This window comes from Kitasatospora hibisci (genome assembly GCF_043950205.1).
GTDB classification, from domain to species: Bacteria; Actinomycetota; Actinomycetes; order Streptomycetales; family Streptomycetaceae; genus Kitasatospora; species Kitasatospora hibisci.
The window spans coordinates 6,994,725-7,011,162 of the sequence record NZ_CP171642.1 but is presented as its reverse complement, the minus strand read 5'-3'; the positions used below and the strand labels follow the sequence as shown (position 1 = coordinate 7,011,162).

The 16,438-nt window shown below is 72.4% G+C and carries 16 protein-coding genes; 15 read left to right on the top strand and 1 reads right to left on the bottom strand.

Annotated features, from left to right (window positions below; translation table 11 throughout):
* Nucleotides 1-200 precede the first annotated feature (200 nt).
* On the top strand, nt 201-1,649 hold the full coding sequence (locus tag ACF9IK_RS30615) for an IS1380 family transposase (protein WP_395292486.1): 1,449 nt from the start codon (nt 201-203) through the stop codon (nt 1,647-1,649).
* Nucleotides 1,650-1,978: 329 nt separating this feature from the next.
* On the opposite strand, the gene ACF9IK_RS30610 is transcribed toward ACF9IK_RS30615, so the two are convergent.
* On the bottom strand, nt 1,979-3,427 hold the full coding sequence (locus tag ACF9IK_RS30610) for an IS1380 family transposase (RefSeq protein ID WP_395292754.1): 1,449 nt from the start codon (nt 3,425-3,427) through the stop codon (nt 1,979-1,981).
* A 155-nt stretch (nt 3,428-3,582) separates the two neighbouring features.
* Here ACF9IK_RS30610 and ACF9IK_RS30605 point away from each other — a divergent pair, with 155 nt between their 5' ends.
* The 14 genes from ACF9IK_RS30605 (at nt 3,583) to ACF9IK_RS30540 (ending at nt 16,436) form a co-directional block, all read left to right on the top strand.
* Nucleotides 3,583-3,969: a hypothetical protein gene (locus ACF9IK_RS30605; protein WP_395297302.1), complete on the top strand. Its 387-nt coding sequence runs from the start codon at nt 3,583-3,585 to the stop codon at nt 3,967-3,969.
* A gap of 138 nt (nt 3,970-4,107) precedes the next feature.
* Nucleotides 4,108-5,883, top strand: coding sequence for a type IV secretory system conjugative DNA transfer family protein (locus ACF9IK_RS30600; protein WP_395298724.1), 1,776 nt, complete (start codon nt 4,108-4,110; stop codon nt 5,881-5,883).
* Nucleotides 5,880-6,803, top strand: a complete 924-nt coding sequence (locus tag ACF9IK_RS30595; RefSeq protein WP_395297301.1) for a hypothetical protein — start codon at nt 5,880-5,882, stop codon at nt 6,801-6,803. Before ACF9IK_RS30600 ends, ACF9IK_RS30595 begins: the two co-directional genes overlap by 4 nt.
* An 11-nt stretch (nt 6,804-6,814) precedes the next feature.
* Nucleotides 6,815-7,387: a hypothetical protein gene (locus tag ACF9IK_RS30590; protein WP_395297300.1), complete on the top strand. Its 573-nt coding sequence runs from the start codon at nt 6,815-6,817 to the stop codon at nt 7,385-7,387.
* Nucleotides 7,378-8,829: a DNA cytosine methyltransferase gene (locus ACF9IK_RS30585; protein WP_395298723.1), complete on the top strand. Its 1,452-nt coding sequence runs from the start codon at nt 7,378-7,380 to the stop codon at nt 8,827-8,829. The genes ACF9IK_RS30590 and ACF9IK_RS30585 overlap by 10 nt, the downstream gene beginning before the upstream one ends.
* A gap of 59 nt (nt 8,830-8,888) precedes the next feature.
* The gene (locus ACF9IK_RS30580) at nt 8,889-9,059 is read left to right on the top strand and encodes a hypothetical protein (RefSeq protein ID WP_395297299.1); all 171 of its coding nucleotides are present in this window, start codon (nt 8,889-8,891) and stop codon (nt 9,057-9,059) included.
* Between the two features lie 29 nt (nt 9,060-9,088).
* Complete coding sequence (locus ACF9IK_RS30575; protein WP_395297298.1) at nt 9,089-10,246, top strand: DnaB-like helicase N-terminal domain-containing protein; 1,158 nt, start codon at nt 9,089-9,091, stop codon at nt 10,244-10,246.
* Nucleotides 10,247-10,348: 102 nt separating this feature from the next.
* The gene (locus ACF9IK_RS30570; protein WP_395297297.1) at nt 10,349-10,915 is read left to right on the top strand and encodes a hypothetical protein; all 567 of its coding nucleotides are present in this window, start codon (nt 10,349-10,351) and stop codon (nt 10,913-10,915) included.
* Nucleotides 10,916-10,983: 68 nt separating this feature from the next.
* A complete protein-coding gene (locus tag ACF9IK_RS30565; RefSeq protein WP_395297296.1) occupies nt 10,984-11,577 on the top strand; it encodes a hypothetical protein in 594 nt (197 codons plus the stop codon).
* A 33-nt stretch (nt 11,578-11,610) separates the two neighbouring features.
* Nucleotides 11,611-12,180, top strand: a complete 570-nt coding sequence (locus ACF9IK_RS30560) for a hypothetical protein (protein WP_395297295.1) — start codon at nt 11,611-11,613, stop codon at nt 12,178-12,180.
* 62 nt (nt 12,181-12,242) lie between these two features.
* Nucleotides 12,243-12,797 (top strand): hypothetical protein, encoded by a 555-nt coding sequence (locus ACF9IK_RS30555; protein ID WP_395297294.1) that lies wholly within the window; start codon nt 12,243-12,245, stop codon nt 12,795-12,797.
* A 297-nt stretch (nt 12,798-13,094) separates the two neighbouring features.
* Complete coding sequence (locus ACF9IK_RS30550) at nt 13,095-14,336, top strand: DNA cytosine methyltransferase (RefSeq protein ID WP_395297293.1); 1,242 nt, start codon at nt 13,095-13,097, stop codon at nt 14,334-14,336.
* Between the two features lie 103 nt (nt 14,337-14,439).
* Entirely contained in the window at nt 14,440-15,066 is a 627-nt protein-coding gene (locus ACF9IK_RS30545; protein WP_395297292.1) for a DUF4913 domain-containing protein, read from the top strand.
* A gap of 14 nt (nt 15,067-15,080) precedes the next feature.
* On the top strand, nt 15,081-16,436 hold the full coding sequence (locus tag ACF9IK_RS30540; protein ID WP_395297291.1) for a winged helix-turn-helix transcriptional regulator: 1,356 nt from the start codon (nt 15,081-15,083) through the stop codon (nt 16,434-16,436).
* Nucleotides 16,437-16,438 lie beyond the last annotated feature (2 nt).

Sequence of the window (16,438 nt, the reverse complement as noted above, 5' to 3'; positions counted from 1 at the left end):
CGATCTCCCCGCCCCTGGCACCGGCGAACTCGACTCGCTGGTCGCCGAGTTGGACGGACTTCTGCGCCTCCACCGCTCTGACCCGAATCCGCAGGTAGTGGCGGAGGCTGGTAGCTGATACGACGACAGGTGCGCCTTCGGTTTGAGAAGATTGAGGTTCCTACGCCTAATCGACTCGAACGTGAAAGTGCACCTGTCTGGTGAAGACGATATCGCGTCGCCGTACCGCCTCCCGTACTCCCGGTGGTCGCTGGACCCGTCTGAACGCCCAGGTGGGCGGGGTGGACGGGTCGCTGACCGAGAACGGCGGCCTGCTGCTGGTTGCCGAGCTGGACCGGGTGCTGGGGGTCACCGCCGCGCTGGACGCGGGGATCGGCCCGGTCAAGGAGCGCGACCGGGGCCTGTCCGGGGGCGAGTTCGCGCTGGCCTGCGCGGTGGTGCAGCTGACCGGAGAGGACCACCTGGTCGGCTTCGACCGTCTGCGCGCGGATGCGGTCGGCGAAGGGCTGCTGCCCGCACCGGTCCCGGCTGCTACCACAGCCGCCACGCTCGCGGCCCGGTTCGGGCAGCCGCAGCGGGAGGGCGTGGAGACCGCGTGCGCGAAGCTGACCGGGCGGGCGCTGGCAGCGCTGCCGGTCACCGAGCGGGCCCGGATCCTGTCCGGGCGGGTGACCATCGACCTGGACGCGAAGGACGTCGAGGTGTTCTCCACCCGCAAGGAACAGGTGGTCCGCTCCTACAAGGGCGAGATCTCCGCACGGGTGCACGCCGCGCACTGGGCCCAGGCCGGCGTGGTACTGGTCGCGGACCTGCTGGACGGCCGCTCCGACGGCCGCACCCACGCCCTCGGCCAGATCGACCGGGCCGTGGACGCCGTCCGCGCGGCCAACGCCACAGGACAGGTCCTGTTCCAGGGGGACACCGGCTACTTCGCGGGCAGGGTCGCCGAGAAGATCGTGGCCCGTGGCGCGTTGTTCCGGCTCGGCGTCCCACGCAGCACGGCGCTGTGGCGAGCGGTCGCCCGCGTGCACGAGGACGACTGGATCGACGCCCTCGACTATCCCGACGCGCAGGCCGCCCTGCTGGACCACGCACCGGCCGGCTGGCCGGAAGGCACCCGGGTGATCGCCCGACGAGTCCGCTACGACGCGGCCGACCTCTCGGCCGACGCGCGCTCGCGTCGCTCGCGGACCGTCGGCAGGGACCAGCTCGCCCTGGTGCTGGACGGCATCGCCGATCAGGCGTTCGCCTACTCGTTCTTCACGACCAACGAGGTGCTGGACCTGGACGAGGAGATCGCGCTCGCGGAGTGGGAGTTCCGTCGCCGCACCGAGGTCGAGGAACTGTTCCGCGACACCGCCCACGGCGCCGGCCTGAACCACCTGCCCTCCGCGTCCCACGCCGTCAACGCCATGTGGATGTGGGGCGCGCTGCTGGCCTACAACCTCTCCGCCTGGCTGCAGATGCTCGCACCCATCGGCACCGCACGCCGTCGCATCGCCACCGTCCGTCGCCTGCTCATCGCCCGCGCCGCCCGGTTGACCAGCACCGGTCGCCGCCGTCGGCTCCGGTTCACCGCCGCAGCGGCCAGCCTGATCGGCCAGACACTGGCCCGCATCCGAGCCCACCGCCGCCTCCAGTCCGCCTGACCGACCGCCCCGACCGGTCCAGAATCACCCGCCACCGCCTTGGAAAGCCGCCCACCCGACGCGCCAGCCGGGCCATTGGCCTACCCACATACCCCACACTCCAGCCGACGACCAGCCAAAGAGATCAACTGACAGGCCGTCGGCCACTACCTGCGGATTCGGGTCTGACCCGAATCCGCAGGTAGTGGCCGACGGTCCGTCAGTTGATCTCTGTGCTGGCCGTTGGCCCGGGTTCAGGGTTTCCGGGTAGGCCGACGGTCCGGCTGTCGTGCCGGGTGGACGGCTTTCCAGGGCGGGGATGGGTGGTTCGGGCCGGTAGGGGCGGTAGGTCAGGTGGCCGTCAGGTGCCGGTGGGCTCGAATCCGGGCCAGCGTGTTGGCGATCAGCTCGCGGGCTTCGGCGGTGAAGTGGAGTTCGTGGCGGCGGGCGGTCGTGGTCCAGCGGGCGGCGCGGCGGATCAGCAGCCGTCGCACGGTGGCGATGCGGCGGCGGGCCCGGCCGATCGGGGCGAGCGTCTGCAGCCAGGCGGTGAGGTTGTAGGCCAGCAGCGCGCCCCACATCCACATGCTGTTGACGGCGTGGGAGCCGGACGGCAGGTGGTTGAGTCCGGCTCCGTGCGCGGTGTCGCGGAACAGTTCCTCGATCCTGGTGCGGCGGCGGAACTCCCACTCCGCCACCGCGACCTCCTCGTCCAGGTCCAACGGCTCGTTGGTGGCGATGAACGAGTAGGCGTATGCCTGTTCCTCCAGGCCTTCCAGGACCAGGGCGAGCTGGTCCTTGCCGACGGTGCGCGAGCGGCGCGAGCGCGGGTCGGCGGACAGTTCGGCGGCGTCGTAGCGCACCCGTCGCGCGATCACCCGGGTGCCTTCGGGCCAGCCGGGTGGCGCGTAGTCCAACAGTGCGACCTGCGCGGCCGGGTAGTCCAGGGCGTCGATCCAGTCGTCGACGTGCACGGCGGCCACCGCCCGCCACAGCGGTCGGCTTCGCGGTACGGCAAGCCTGAACAGCGCCCGGCGGGCGACGATCTTCTCGGCGACCCTCCCCGCGTAGTAGCCCGTATCGCCCTGGATCAGGATCTGCCCGGTGGCTCCGGCCGTGCGCACGGCGTCCACGGCCCGGTCGATCTGGGCAGGGGCGACGGTGCGGCCGTCCGAGCGGCCGTCGAGGAGATCGGCGGCCAGGACGGTGCCGGCCTGGGCCCAGTGCGCGGCGTGCACCCGCCCCGAGACCTCGCCCTTGTAGGAGCGGACGACCCGTTCCTTGCGGGTGGAGAACACCTCGACGTCCTTGGCGTCCAGGTCGATAGTGACCGACCCGGACAGGATCGGGGCCCGATCCCTGGCCGGCAGCGCGGCGAGCGCGCGGGCGGTGACCTTGGCGCACGCGGTCTCGATGCCCTCGCGCTGCACCTGGCCGAAGCGTGCCGCCAAGGTGGCGGCGGTGGTCGCGGCCGGGAGTGGCGCGGGCAGCAGCCCCTCGCCCACCACGTCCGCGCGCAGCCGGTCGAAGCCGACCAGGTGGTCCTCGCCGGTCAGCTGAACCACCGCCGTTGCCAGCGCAAACTCCCCACCCGACAGGCCCCGATCACGTACCTTGACCGGCCCGATCCCGGCGTCAAGAGCGGCCGTGACCCCCAGCACCCGGTCCAGCTCGGCCACCAGCACCAGGCCGCCGTTCTCGGTCAGCGACCCGTCCACCCCACCCACCCGAGCGTCCAACCTGGTCCAGCGCCCGCCGGAGGTGCGGGAGGCGGTACGACGACGCGATATCTTCTTCACCAGACAGGTGTCCTTGCAGGTTGAGTGGTTAGGCGTAGAGAACCTCGATCATCTCAAACCAGCACGGGCACCTGTCGCCGTATCAGCCCGACGTACGCCGCACTACCTGCGGATTCGGGTCTGAGCGGGATCGGCGGCCGGGCCGCAGCCGCGACGTGTGGCACTGCACGATCCGCGACCACCCCGACGCCCCGCCCCTGACCGACGCCCAGTGGGCGGCCACCGCCCGGCGGGTCCTGGCCGCCACCGGCATCGTCCCCGCCGCCGACCCGTCGGCCGGCTGCCGGTGGATCGCGCTGCGTCTCGACAGCCACGAGGTACGCATCATCGCCCCGCTGATGCGCCCCGATGGCACCGCACCACCGCTGCACCGCGACCACTCCCTGGCCCACGCCGCCTGCCAGCTGGCCGACCTCGACCACTCCAACGGCCGTCACCGCACCCTGGCCGCCTGCACCCGCCCCGCCCCGGTCCGCGCCATGCCAGCGTCCGTCGCCCGGTCCTGGACCCCGGCGAACAGCGCCGTCTCACCGCGTCGCTGACCGGCAGTTCTCCGGCCCAGGCCTCCAGCGCGTGACTGCGCCACGCCGCCGCCCGGCCGTCCCTAGGCCCTCACCAGTGGCCTTCCCCAACCCCGCGTGCCCCGCCCCGCGCCCGGGTCTTCCCCGCAAGGACTCTCTCTGCCCTCCCCCTCCTCTTCCCCCAAGGCCCCTTCGTCCTCTCCCGGTACCGACGCACTCCTCTACACCCTGATCGGTGCCGGATTTGCCCTCGCCGCCTACGGCTCCCTCGCCTGGGTCGGCGGCAACGTCACCAACTACCTGTTCGGCGCGGGCGCGTGGAAGCCCTACCAGCCCGTCGTCGCCGCCCTTCACCCCGGGCGGCTGTGGCCCGCGCTCGGCTCGGTGCAACTCATGGTCGGTGCCCGGATCGTCCCCGGCCTGCTCTTCGCCCTCCTGGCCGGCATCGGCGCTGGCTGGGTGCTCAAGCGCCGCCGGTCCAAGAGCGCCGGGCTGGCCACCGGCCGCGACCTGGCCGTCCTCCTACCGAAGGAGATCACCGCCAAGGCCCGGAGCCTGCGCCCCAGCCTCGCCGACGCGAAGCCCGGATCGATCAAGCCCGACGACACCGGCATCCTGCTCGGCAACCTCGGCGAGAACGGCCCCGAGGTCCGCACGTCCTGGGAGGACGTCGCGGTCGCCATCATGGCCCCGCGAAGCGGCAAGACGACCTCGCTGGCCGTCCCGTCGATCCTGCGGGCTCCCGGCCCCGTCCTGCTCACCTCCAACAAGGCCGCAGGCGACGCCTACACCGTCACCCTCGACACCCGTACCGCGGTCGGGCGGGTGTGGACGATGGACCCGCAGCAGATCGCCCACACCGAGCAGGCGATGTGGTGGGATCCGCTCGCCGATGCCAAGGACCTGCCCGGTGCCCGGCGCCTGGCCCAGCACTTCGTCACGGCCGCCGTCGACGAGGGCGAGCAGGGCGACTTCTGGTCCACCGCCGCCGCCAACACGCTCACCGCGCTCTTCCTGGCTGCCGGCGCGGACGGACGCCCGATCACCGATGTGCTCGGCTGGCTTGCCCAGCCCGCCGACCGCACGCCGATCGACATTCTCAAGGCCAACCAACTGACCGCCATCGCTGCCCAGTTGCAGGGAACGGTCTCCGGCGCGGTGGAGACGCGTGACGGCATCTTCGAAACGGCGAGGCAGTACGCCGCGTGCCTGCTCGATCCAAAGATCTCCGCCTGGGTCACCCCGAGCGACACGCTGCCGGAGTTCAAGCCGGCCGACTTCGTCACCCGCCGGGACACCCTTTACTTGCTGAGCAAGGACGGCGGCGGCAGTGCCTCGGCGCTGATCGCCGCCGCCGCGGACTCGGTGATGCGCACCGCGGTCATCCAGGCCGAGCGTGACGGCGGGCGCCTCGACCCGCCGCTGCTCGCGGTGCTCGACGAGGCCGCGAACGTGTGCAAGATCGGCGATCTCCCCGATCTGTACTCGCACTTGGGCTCGCGCGGGGTCATCCCGATCACGATCCTGCAGTCCTACCGGCAGGGCCAGCGGGTGTGGGGCGAGGTCGGCATGGACGCCATGTGGTCCGCCGCCACGATCAAGCTCGTCGGTAGCGGCATCGATGACGCGGACTTCGCCGACAAGCTGTCCCGCCTCGTCGGCGAGCACGACGTCGAGACGGTCTCGCACTCCACGTCCGAGTCCGGGCGCTCGACTTCCGTGTCGATGCGGCAGGAGCGGATCCTGCCGGCCGACCAGATCCGTGCCCTCAAGAAGGGCTCGGCCCTGCTCTTCGCGACCGGGATCAAGCCCGCGTTGCTGCAACTGCGGCCCTGGTACAAGGAGCCCGGCGCCGACGTGATCGGCAAGGCATCCTCCCGGCAGACTGCGGCGATCACCGAGCGGGCCAAGGCCAAGGCGGAGGCCGCCGCATGAGCCGTCGCCTCGCCCCCGTGGCCACGGCCGCCACCGCGCCGGCCGTGCGCACCCTCTCGCTGGGCGCCGGCGTGCAGTCCACCACCCTCCTGCTGCTCTCCGCACTCGGTGAACTCCCCCGCCTGGACTGCGCCATTTTCGCGGACACCGGCTGGGAACCGAAAAAGGTCTACGAGCACCTCGACCGCGTCGAGCGAGAAATAGCCAAGCCTGCCGGCATACCCATCCTTCGGGTTTCCTCGGGAAACATCAGAAACGATGCCCTCGACCCCTCACACCGGTTCGCCAGCATGCCGCTCTACATCCTCAACCAAGACGGCTCACCTGGGATGACACGACGCCAATGCACCGGCGAATATAAGATCAAACCCATTAAGCGGCAGGTTCGGGAAATTCTCGGATACCCATATCCGGAGCGAATACCGGCCGGCATCTTCGCTGAGCAGTGGATCGGCATCAGCACTGACGAATTCCATCGCGCGAAGGACGCCGACGTCAAGTACACGCGCAACCGGTTCCCGCTGATCGAGCTGGGCCTGTCGCGTGGCGACTGCCTCGGCCTGCTCGCCGAGCACGGCCTGGAGAGCACCCCGAAGAGCAGCTGCTTGGGGTGCCCGTACCACGGCAACGCCCAGTGGAGGGCGATACGCGACGGCGACCCCGAGGAGTGGGTGGACGTCGTCGACTTCGACGCGCAGATCCGTGCCGGAAACGCCCGGGCCAACGCGGATGGTAGGCCGCTGCTCGGCCAGGCCTACCTGCACCGGTCCCGCGTGCCGCTGTCCGCGGCGCCGATCGACCGTCTCACGCGCCGCGAACAGCTCGCCCTGGAGGAACGGCTCGCCGCCGACGAGGCCGAGTTCGGCCCGGCGGACGGCTGTTCACCGTACTCCTGCCGCTCCGGCGACCCCGCAGCCTGACCGACTTCCCCTTGGAGCTGGCCATCGTCTTCCACCACCCCGACTTCGAGCAGTACGAGCACGCGGGCCACCCGGCGCCCCCGGCCGAGGACGACCTGCTGCGGGAGGATCTCGCGTCTGTCCTGGCCCGTCAGGGCAGACCGTTCCCCACACCGTCCGGCGAGAGCATCAAGGCTTGGTCCACGCTGGTGACGCAGACCGACGGGCCGGTCGAGTTCGCCGGCGTCGTCTCCCGGATCGTCGACCACGACGACGGCGCCGTCGCGCAGTTGCACCAGTTCCTCCAGTACGCCGAGAACCGGCTGTGGGAGGGGCACGACAACGACCGTGCCCAGGCGTTCGCCGAGGCCAGGGAGCGGCTGGAGGAGATCAGCGGTGACCTGGCGCGGATAGCCGCCGAGATGGTGGCGCCGCCCTCTCGGCCACGGCAGGGAGCACTCGCCCGCTCGAGCCACCTGCCGGCCACTGCGGACGCCGGGAACCGGCTCGGCGAGAGCTGGACCGGCCCCTCCCCGGTCGGCCGGCCGGCCGCCGCAGGGGTCGGGCCGATGACCGTCCGGAGCTGTCGCCGTTGGTGTACCTGACCAACTCCCTCCCTCCGCACGGCTATCGGCCTCTGTCGAGCGCAGGTGAGCCGATGTGGTTCGGGCCGGATCACCGGATGGGGCCGTGGTCCTACGCTGAACTCGTCGCGCTCTCCCATCCGTGGCCGGTCCGTTGGCTGTTCCCGCCGCGACCTGGCGTGGACCCGCCGCGCATCGTCAACCTCTTTGCCGGTCCAGGAGGTTGGGAGCAGGGGCTGCACATTCTCGACCCCGGGCCCGAGGCGTTTGACGTCATCGGCGTCGAGTTAGGCGAGGACGCCGCAGCGACCGCCAGGGCTGCGGGCCACCGGCGCATTGTCTGCGACGTCCGCTCACTCGACCCGACCCATCCGGCACTGCGGTATGTGGAGGGCTTGATCGTCAGCGCCCCGTGCCAGGTCTGGACGCTGGCAGGAAAGCGCCAAGGGCACGAGGGCCGCAACATCGAGCTGCTGCTCGAGGTGTTCTCGCGGGCCGTCGAGGGCAGCTTCGGCCACTGGCATGACGAGGGCGAGTGCGACGAGGCCGATGTCTGCCGCATCTGCCCCGACCCGGAATGGGACGGCCACGGGGGCTGGACCGGCCCACTTCTGTCCCGGGCCGAAGTCCGGGAGCCGGTCGCCCGGATGACCGACGCGCGGATCGGCCTGATCGCCGAGACGCTGATCTGGTCGCTGACTCTGACCGCCCGGTTCGATTCCTTGCTCTGGCTGGCGATGGAGCAGTCCAGTGCCCTGCCGGCGATCGTCCTGGACTTCCTCGGTGACGCGCTGGACCTCGCGGACTGGTGCAGCAGCGGTTACCAGGCGTTGGATGCGGCCGACGTCGGCCTCGCCTCCCACCGCCGCCGCACCTACTTCGTGGCCGGCCGTCATCACTACGTGAAGCTGCAGGCCATGCAGCCGTCTCCGCCTCTGTCGGCCCGCACCGCGGCGCAGGCCCTGGGGTGGCCGGAGGGCGTGCGCGTCAACACGCGGGGGGTCCGTCGCACCAACGGCGGCAACGAGTGGTCGGCGGACCGCGAGGCGACCGCCATCACCGGGCGGGCCCGCAGTTGGTACTGGGCGGACTTCCCGGAGCGCCGACTTGCCTTGGGTGAGGCGGCGCTGCTGGTGGGGATGCCCGCCAACCACCCGTGGGAGGGCTCATCGTCCTCCGCGTTCCAGCAGATCGGCGACATCGTCGCTCCTACCGAGGCCGCCCGGGTGCTTGGCCCGCTGCTCAACCGGCCCTGGCGAGACAAGGTTCCCGGCTATCTCGACGAGTTGTACGGCCCGGACAGCCAGTCGCGCGCCGCCAAAGCCACGCCACGCCTAATCTCTCGCCGCGCCGCGGCAGCCGTCTCCTCCTCCCCGGTGCTGCCGGGCCTCGCCGACTGGGCGGCACCTGCCACGCCACCGCGATCCGCAGCATCGGGGCACCCGGCACCGCGCATCCGCTGACCGGGCGAGCGCCAGATGCTGGTGCCGTTCCTGTCCCCTTCCCTTACCCGAGGAGGCTCGTGGAGAGCATCGTTCAGGCCCTACGGGGCTGGCCCCCTCGCGACTGGCAGACCGCCGTCGCACTCGAAACCCTGTCGGCCGAACCCGAGTTGTTCGAGGTCGTCGGCTCGCACCGCACAGCCGACGGCGCCCAGCGGTTCGTCGTGGCGTTCGACAGCCGGGGACGGTGACGGTGTCCGGTGGCTCCTCCAGTCCTCTGTTGGAGGCCGAGCAGGCTCTGCTCGGCGCACTCCTGCTCTCGCCGGCACAACTGGCCGCGGTGGTGGAGTGGTTGGAGCCCGGCCACTTCTACCGCCACTCGCATGCCGCCCTCTACGAGGTCCTCCTCGCCCAGCGCGCGGCCGGTCACCCGGCCCAGGCCGAGGACGCAGACAAAGACCAGCTGCAGGACTGGGCGCTGGGGGCACTGGCCACAGCGGCCGGGGCCAGCCGAGGCCTCACCCCCGGGTACGGGGCGACGCTGATCGCCGCATGCCCCGACTCGCGCCACGCCGGCGCCTACGGCCGAATGGTTCTGGAGAGCGCGATCCGCCGCCAGGTCCACGAGCACGCCCACCGGCTCCACCACGCCGCCCGGACCGGCGCCTTGGAGGGCGTCCTGGAGCTGACCGGCGAACTGCGCAAGGCCATCCGCGGGCTCGCAGGCTTCTGGGGATCGTTGGACGAGCGGCCCCGCCCGCTGCCGGGACCGTGGCCGCTGGAACTCGCCGACAGTATCCGCGAGAAGACCCTCCGGCACGAGAGCGCGACGCTCTCCTCCGCCACCGCCTCCCCCACCGGCCTGGTCGAGATCACCCGGTGGCTGCAGCCGGTCGACTTCCTCGACACCGGGCACCGGGCCGTTTACCAGGCCCTGGCCGCTCTCGCTCACCGCTCGGAGCCGATCGACGTGCTCACCGTGCTGTGGGAGGTGCAGAACCGCGGCGCCATCGCTTCCGGCGCCATCACCGCCGACGGTGTGCGCGCGGTCACCCGGAGCGGTTTCACCGGCGACCCGCAGTACTGGGGTGAGCGCATCCTGCGGGCCTCCGTGCTACGGCAGAGCGCCAGTTCGGCCGGTGTGGTGCGGCTGCTGGCCCGGGACTCCTCGCTCCCGGCCGCCCGACTGCTCGGCTCCGCGCTGCACGCCCTCGGCAACGCCGAGGCCGTCCAGGACCGCTGGCGCACCGCCAACGGCATCCCACCCCGCCCCGACCCGCCGCCTGCCCCGGCCGCCCCGGCTGCCCCGGCTGCCGCGGTCGAGCGCCGCCAGGCCGCCCGCGCCCGAACTCCCGCCCCCGTCCCGAATCCCGGTGCCACCCCTTCACCCGCCGAGGCGGCGGCACCGCCCCGAGCCCCCATCAGAAGCACCCGCTGACCGAAACGATCAACGACCCCGGCACCATCCGTTCCCGCTAGATCCCGAGGAGTTCCCCTGTCCGAGACCCCGCTGCGACCGCCGAGTCGTCTGACCACCCGGTTGCGGGCCGAGGCCGACGCCATCGACGAACTGGCCACCGCTGTACCCGGCGCCTACCGCGAGCAGGGCCCGCCGACGCTGGGCGAGCTGCTCCCGCACGTCACCCGGCTCAGCTCGCACCACCAGAAGCTGCTGGCCTCGGCCGGTGCGCTGGCCGGCGCACCGCTGGCCGACACCGCCCAGCGGGCGTACGCCCGGGTGCTCACCGATGCCGGTTCCCAGGTCGGCCAGGCGCTGGGCACCATCAGCCGCGCCGTCACGATGGCCGCTCGCATCCACGAGGTCGACGGCCTGGGCAGCCTGCGCGCCGAAGACGTGCGCGAGCGGGCCGGACGCGAGCTGAACCTGGCCCTGTCCCGTACCCGCCTCGCCCTCACCGAGGCCAGAGACGCCCTTCGCCACCAGGCCCGGTCCGGCCGCGATGCCGCTGCGCTACCAGCCGCACGGCACGCCGCAGCCGTCGTCCGCAGCGCCGCTGCGCATCCGACGCCCACGCTCACCAGCCGCCCGAGCAGCGCTGCCCTACCGCCAGCCCCAGCGCCGACAGCCGCCGCACCCCGCCGATAGCGCCCCACCCCGACCAGGAGTCCACCATCACCCGAGGCATACCCAAAACATCAAGCTACACGGCAGAGTTGACCCAGCTCGCCGCCGTCTTCACGCTCATTGCGGAGAACCTCAACGCCTCCGCCACGTTGCCTGGGCGCCCCTCCATCCCCACCGCCGCGGCTGTGGCCAGCGAGTGCGAGAACGCCATGACCGTGCTGCGACACTGCTCGGCCCGGCGCGGCGATCTCACGGCCTCCGGGGCACCCGCCGACCCGCTCCGCCTTACGGCCGGGCGGGCCTTCGGCGCCGGACGCGCGCACGCCGCAACTGTCCACCGCCACCTCGCCCACGCACTCGACCTGGCCGTCACTCTCGAAGACACGCCCCTGCCCGCGGAGGACGACGCCGAGGGCTCGGAGCGCGAGCGGCGCCTCGGCTACCAAACGCTGTGCGCAGTGGCCGAGGCCCAGAACGCCTCAGTCGCCGGAGCTCGCGAGGTCCTGGAGCTGAGCGACCAACTGCCCGCCGCCGCACCAGCGACGGCGACGTCCCCACGGCGCTCCCGCGCCGTGTCCACGGCCACCGCAGGGAATGCCTCGCGACGGACCGAAGCCTCCAGGATCGCCTCCCAGACACCGGCTCCCGCAGCCTCCCGGGCCCCGGTCGCCGGCCGCCGCTGACCGGCCGTTGCCCCTCCTGATGATCGGAGCGCTTTGAACGACACCGACGACCCCGCAGCCGTGATGCGGTCTCTGGCCGACCGGCTGGAGGCCGTGCGCCGCACCCTTCCCGCCGTCGCCTCGGCCGGTCACCACTCCGAGACCGCCTGGCCGATGACGCACCTGGTGGGCATCGCCGCCGAGGCCTGCGATGAATACCTGTTCCGGGTGGCCGATGCTGACGCCGACCGAGCGGTCCTGGCCGCGTTCACCACCGCCGCGGGCCACGCCGGCCAGGCCCTGTCCGTCCTCGCCAACGCGACGACCCTGCTCCTCGCCCCGGAGCCCAGCCACACCGATGCCGCCCAGCACGCTGTCGCCCGGACGGAAGGCATCGCAAGTCTTGCGGCCCGCGAGCTGAACGCCGCCGCCGACCGCCTCTCCGCCACCGCCCTGGCCCCGGTGGTGGCGCTGCACACCGACGACCTGGGGAGGCGACGCGGGGCCCAGTCCTCGGCCGCGACGGCCCGGTCCCGGATCGTCAGCGCCCAGCCGACTGCCGGCGACCAGCCCGGGCCTTCCGTCCCAACCGCGCCCGTCATCCCGCTGCACCGCAGCCGCTGACCATCCGGCAATCGGAGCTTCCCCTGCCCGCGAACCACCCCACCGCCTGGGACCTCGCCGCCATGCTGGACGAAGTGGTCCGCTCGTGGCCCGCCGTACCCACAGCCGGGCCGCTGCCCTCACCCGGCCTGGTCGGTGCGCAGCTGTTCGCCCTACGCGTGCTCCACACCGGGCTGACCGACGCCGCCCTGCGGCCAGCCGACCCGTTCGCCGCGCCGGAGCAGGCCGCCGCCGCCCGGCGCGAGCGGCGGGCCACCACCCGGGCAGCCTCGCTGACGGCCATCGCCTTGCAGCGCGTCAGCGAGGTCCTCGAACTCGCCGACGCCCACGAGCTGTCGCCCACGCCGATCGTCCGCCAGCACGCCCAGTGGCTCTACCGCGACGCCGGCGAGCAGCTCTCCAGCGCGGCGCACCTCGTGCGCCAGAACTCCCCGGCGCCCAGAGCCGCCGCCAAGCCCAACCGCCCGGCCCCCGACGCCGAGCAGAGCCGCCTCCCGTCCCGCAGCGCCGCCGCCCGCCTGCGCTCCGCCCTTGCTCACCCCTTCCGCAAGAGCGACGGCGCCGACCGCACCGACCACGGCCCGGCCCCCACCGCCTCCCCGGCCAAGCGGCGCTAATCCCCTCTGGAGCCCCTCCCTGCCTTCGCCCGACAACCAGCCACCGGCGCCCCTCGGCCAGATCGCCGAACGAATACAGACCGCCCGCACCGACCTCGACGCCCTGCGCCGGCAGGACACCCTGCACAGCGCGCCCGAGCACATCGAGGCGGTGCGGCGGGCACACCTGGACACCGTCTCCCTCACCGCCGCCCGCACTCCCGGCATTCGTGCGACGCCCAACTCCCAGGCCGATGCCAGCGCCTGTAGCCGTCCGGAGCGCCGCCGCCGCACCGCCGCCCCTGGCAGGGGGCGGCGGTGACCGGCCCGCGCATCGGCTCTCTCTGCTCCGGATACGGAGGTCTGGACATCGGTGTGCAGTCCGTCCTCGGCGGGACGATCGCCTGGCACGCCGACCCGGCCCCCGGTGCCGCCGCCATCCTGGAGCACCACTGGCCCGGTGTCCCGAACCTGGGCGACATCACCGAGGTCGACTTCACCGCGGTCGAACCGGTCTGCGTCCTCGTCGCCGGCTTCCCGTGCACCGACGTGTCCGTCGCCGGCGCCCGCGCCGGGCTCGCCGAGGGCACCCGCTCCGGCCTGTGGCACACCATCGCCCGCGCCATCTCAACCCTCAAGCCCTGTTTGGTGATTCTTGAAAACGTCCGCGGCCTGCTCTCCACCCCCGCTCGCTCGACAGCCGCTGGCGACGTGGAACGCTGCCCGTGGTGCCTGGGAGACGCCGGAGATGAACATCATCTGCGGGCACTCGGTGCCGTACTCGCAGACCTGGCCGCCGCAGGGTTCGATGCGCGCTGGCAAGTGCTACGCGCATCCGATGTCGGAGCACCCCACCGACGCGAGCGGGTCTTCATCGCCGCCTGGCCTTCCGACGCCGAGGGCACGGGACTTCAAGGGCCCGGACGCCGGCCGGGAGAGCTTGGGCCATGTGGTCACCCTGCTGCTCACCCCGACATCGAACCTGGGTTCGATCGGCGGCTCGCAGCACCCGGATCAACGGCGAGCAGGCGGACACGGCCCGAACCTCTCGGACCTGGTGGAGCACCTGCTGCCGACGCCCAGGGCGAGCGACGGCACCAAGGGCGGCCCGAACCAGCGCGGGAGCCGCGGGGATCTGACCCTGCCGAGCGCCGCCGCCCGGCTGCTTCCGACCCCGAAAGCGAGCGACACCGGCACACCGGGTCGCCGGGCCGGCGACGGCTTCCGCCCCCCGCTGTCGCAGGTGGTGCTTCCGATGTGGTCGCCGCAGGCTCAGGAGAACGCCGCTGGGGCGAGTACGCCGCCGCCATCGACCGCTGGGAACGCGTAACCCGCCCCGCGCCCGATCCAGTGGATTCGCGCGGACGCCTCTCCCCGGCTTTCGTGGAATGGGTCATGGGCCTCGAAAAGGGATGGGTGACGCAGATCACAGGACTTTCTCGGTCGGCGCAGCTCACCGCTTTGGGAAACGGAGTCGTCCCCCAACAAGCAGCTCTGGCAACGAAGTTGCTGACCGGCGGAATTCCCCTCTGCGGAACTCACCTCGCGCCTTCCCGGTGAATTCCAGGCGGCCATACATCACCGGATATCTCCCGAGCAAGGACCTGGTCGGCGGGCAGAGTCGTGCTCGCCGACCGCACCACCGATTCCCCTGGAGCCGCCCTTGTCCACGCCTATACCCGCCGATCCGCCGGCCCGCCCGACGGTCACGCCGCAGACTGTCGCCGAGTGGAGCGCCACTCTCGCCCGCGTCCAGGCGGAGCGGGACTCGCTGGCCGTCGTCGCCGAGCGCCTCGCCGAGGAACGCGACCAGGCCGAGGCGGAAGTCCTCCCCGGCACCGGGGAATCCGAGGCCGAAGACGCGGAGAGCGAGTCCGGCGATCCCGTCTCGCTGACCATCCTCTCCTTCGATGACGACGCGCTCGCCGCCGAGGTGATGACGATGGTGCCGTGGGTGGACCACATCCTGCTCGGCGTCTACGGACAGGAGATCACCTCCGGGCGGCCGTGGTGCGCCAGTTGGCCCGAGCACGACGAGGCGCTCGCCCGGATCCATCACTGCTGGCTGGCCTGGCAGGAGCTGACCGACTCCCGCTCGGGCGCGACCGGGCCGAGCGTGTGGCAGCGCGACCACCTGGAGCCGCTGCTGCTCAAACTCCGCGCTCCTGACGGGCCGTTCGGGGCGTGCACCACCAACCCCGACCACCCGCACCACCGGCTGCTGCCGCACCCGCCGTTCACCGACCCCGCGTCCCTGCCCCGTCCCGGGATACCCCGCACCTCCGTCTAGATCAAGGACCGTCCGTGACCGCCGCGCTGCTCGACTTCGACGCCCACCCGGCGGCGCTCACCGATCTGGACCGGCTCCCGGAGGACGTGCGGGAGGCGGCCGTCCACCATCTGCGCCGCCTGGTGCGCTGTCAGCAGCGCGGGCCCGTGCTCGGCCGGCGCGGCCTGTGGGACCTGACCGGCTGCCGCCGGGTCTACCTCGACCGCGACCGGTGCTGGCGGCTGGTCTACCAGGAGCGCCCGCCCCTGCCGGTGTCCGAGTCCAGCGGCGAGATCTACCTGCTGGCCGCCGGTCCCCGCAGCGGCCACCAGGTCTACAACACCGCGGCCCGCCGCCTGCAGCTGCTCACCACCGGCAACCCGGCAGCCAGACCCACCCACTTTCCTACCACCCGTCCCCTCACCGTGAAGGACCAGCGCATGCCCACCGCCCCCTCCACCCTCGCCCAGGCCCAGCGGATCCAGAACGCCGTGTCGATCCTCGGCCCGCAGGACACCGTCTCGCTGCTTCGCCTTCTCAAGAGTGCCGACGGAGTCCTGCCGAAGGCCGAGCTTGAGGCGAAGTCGGTGTGGATGAGCGAGAGCCAGATCGACACCCGGCTCGACACGATGGAGGAGGGCGGGCTCATCGCCCGCAAGCGCGAGGCGGGCTCCACCCTCGTCTCGCTCACCCGCGCCGGCCGCGAGGCGCTGTTCATCCAGATCCCCGTCACCCGCTGGTCCTCCGCCCACCAGGGCGTCCCGGAGAACGGGACCGGGCTGGGCGCCTACACCGAGCAGGCGCTCGCCACGCTCAACAGGGCGAACACCGTCGCCACGGTCATGGCCCTGGCCGCCTACGGCGAGCCGGCCTACCCGAGCGAGATCCTCGACACTGCCCTGCCCGCCGACATGAACCCCGGCAACCTCTACCAGCGCCTCGCCCAGCTGGAGAAGGACGGGCTGGTCGAGCGCACCGGCGAACCCCGCCACTACATGTACGAGCTGACCACGGCCGGCAAGGCACTGGCCGAGCCGCTGCAGGCCATCGCCCGCTGGGCGCAGCGCCACCTGCCGGCGCCAGCGCGCGGCTCGGTGACCACCCGCTGGACGAGCGCGCACAGCGCCACGGTGGCCGATCCTGCCCCGCAGCGCGCCGCGGTGGCGCCCGCGCCCGCACTGTCGGCCCGGCTGACTACACCGTCGGCCGCGCCCAGGCTGGTCCCGGCCGCCGTCCGGTCGCCAGGTGGGCCCTCGCCGTCGGAGCAGGCCGCGGCTCGGGCCAAGGCCGCCACGCTCCGCTCCGCGACCACGGCGCTGGTCTTCAGCCACCGGAGCGCCCCGCAGCCCGCCCCGCTCGTCTCCAACTCCCCTGCCGCCCAGCGGCGCTGAGG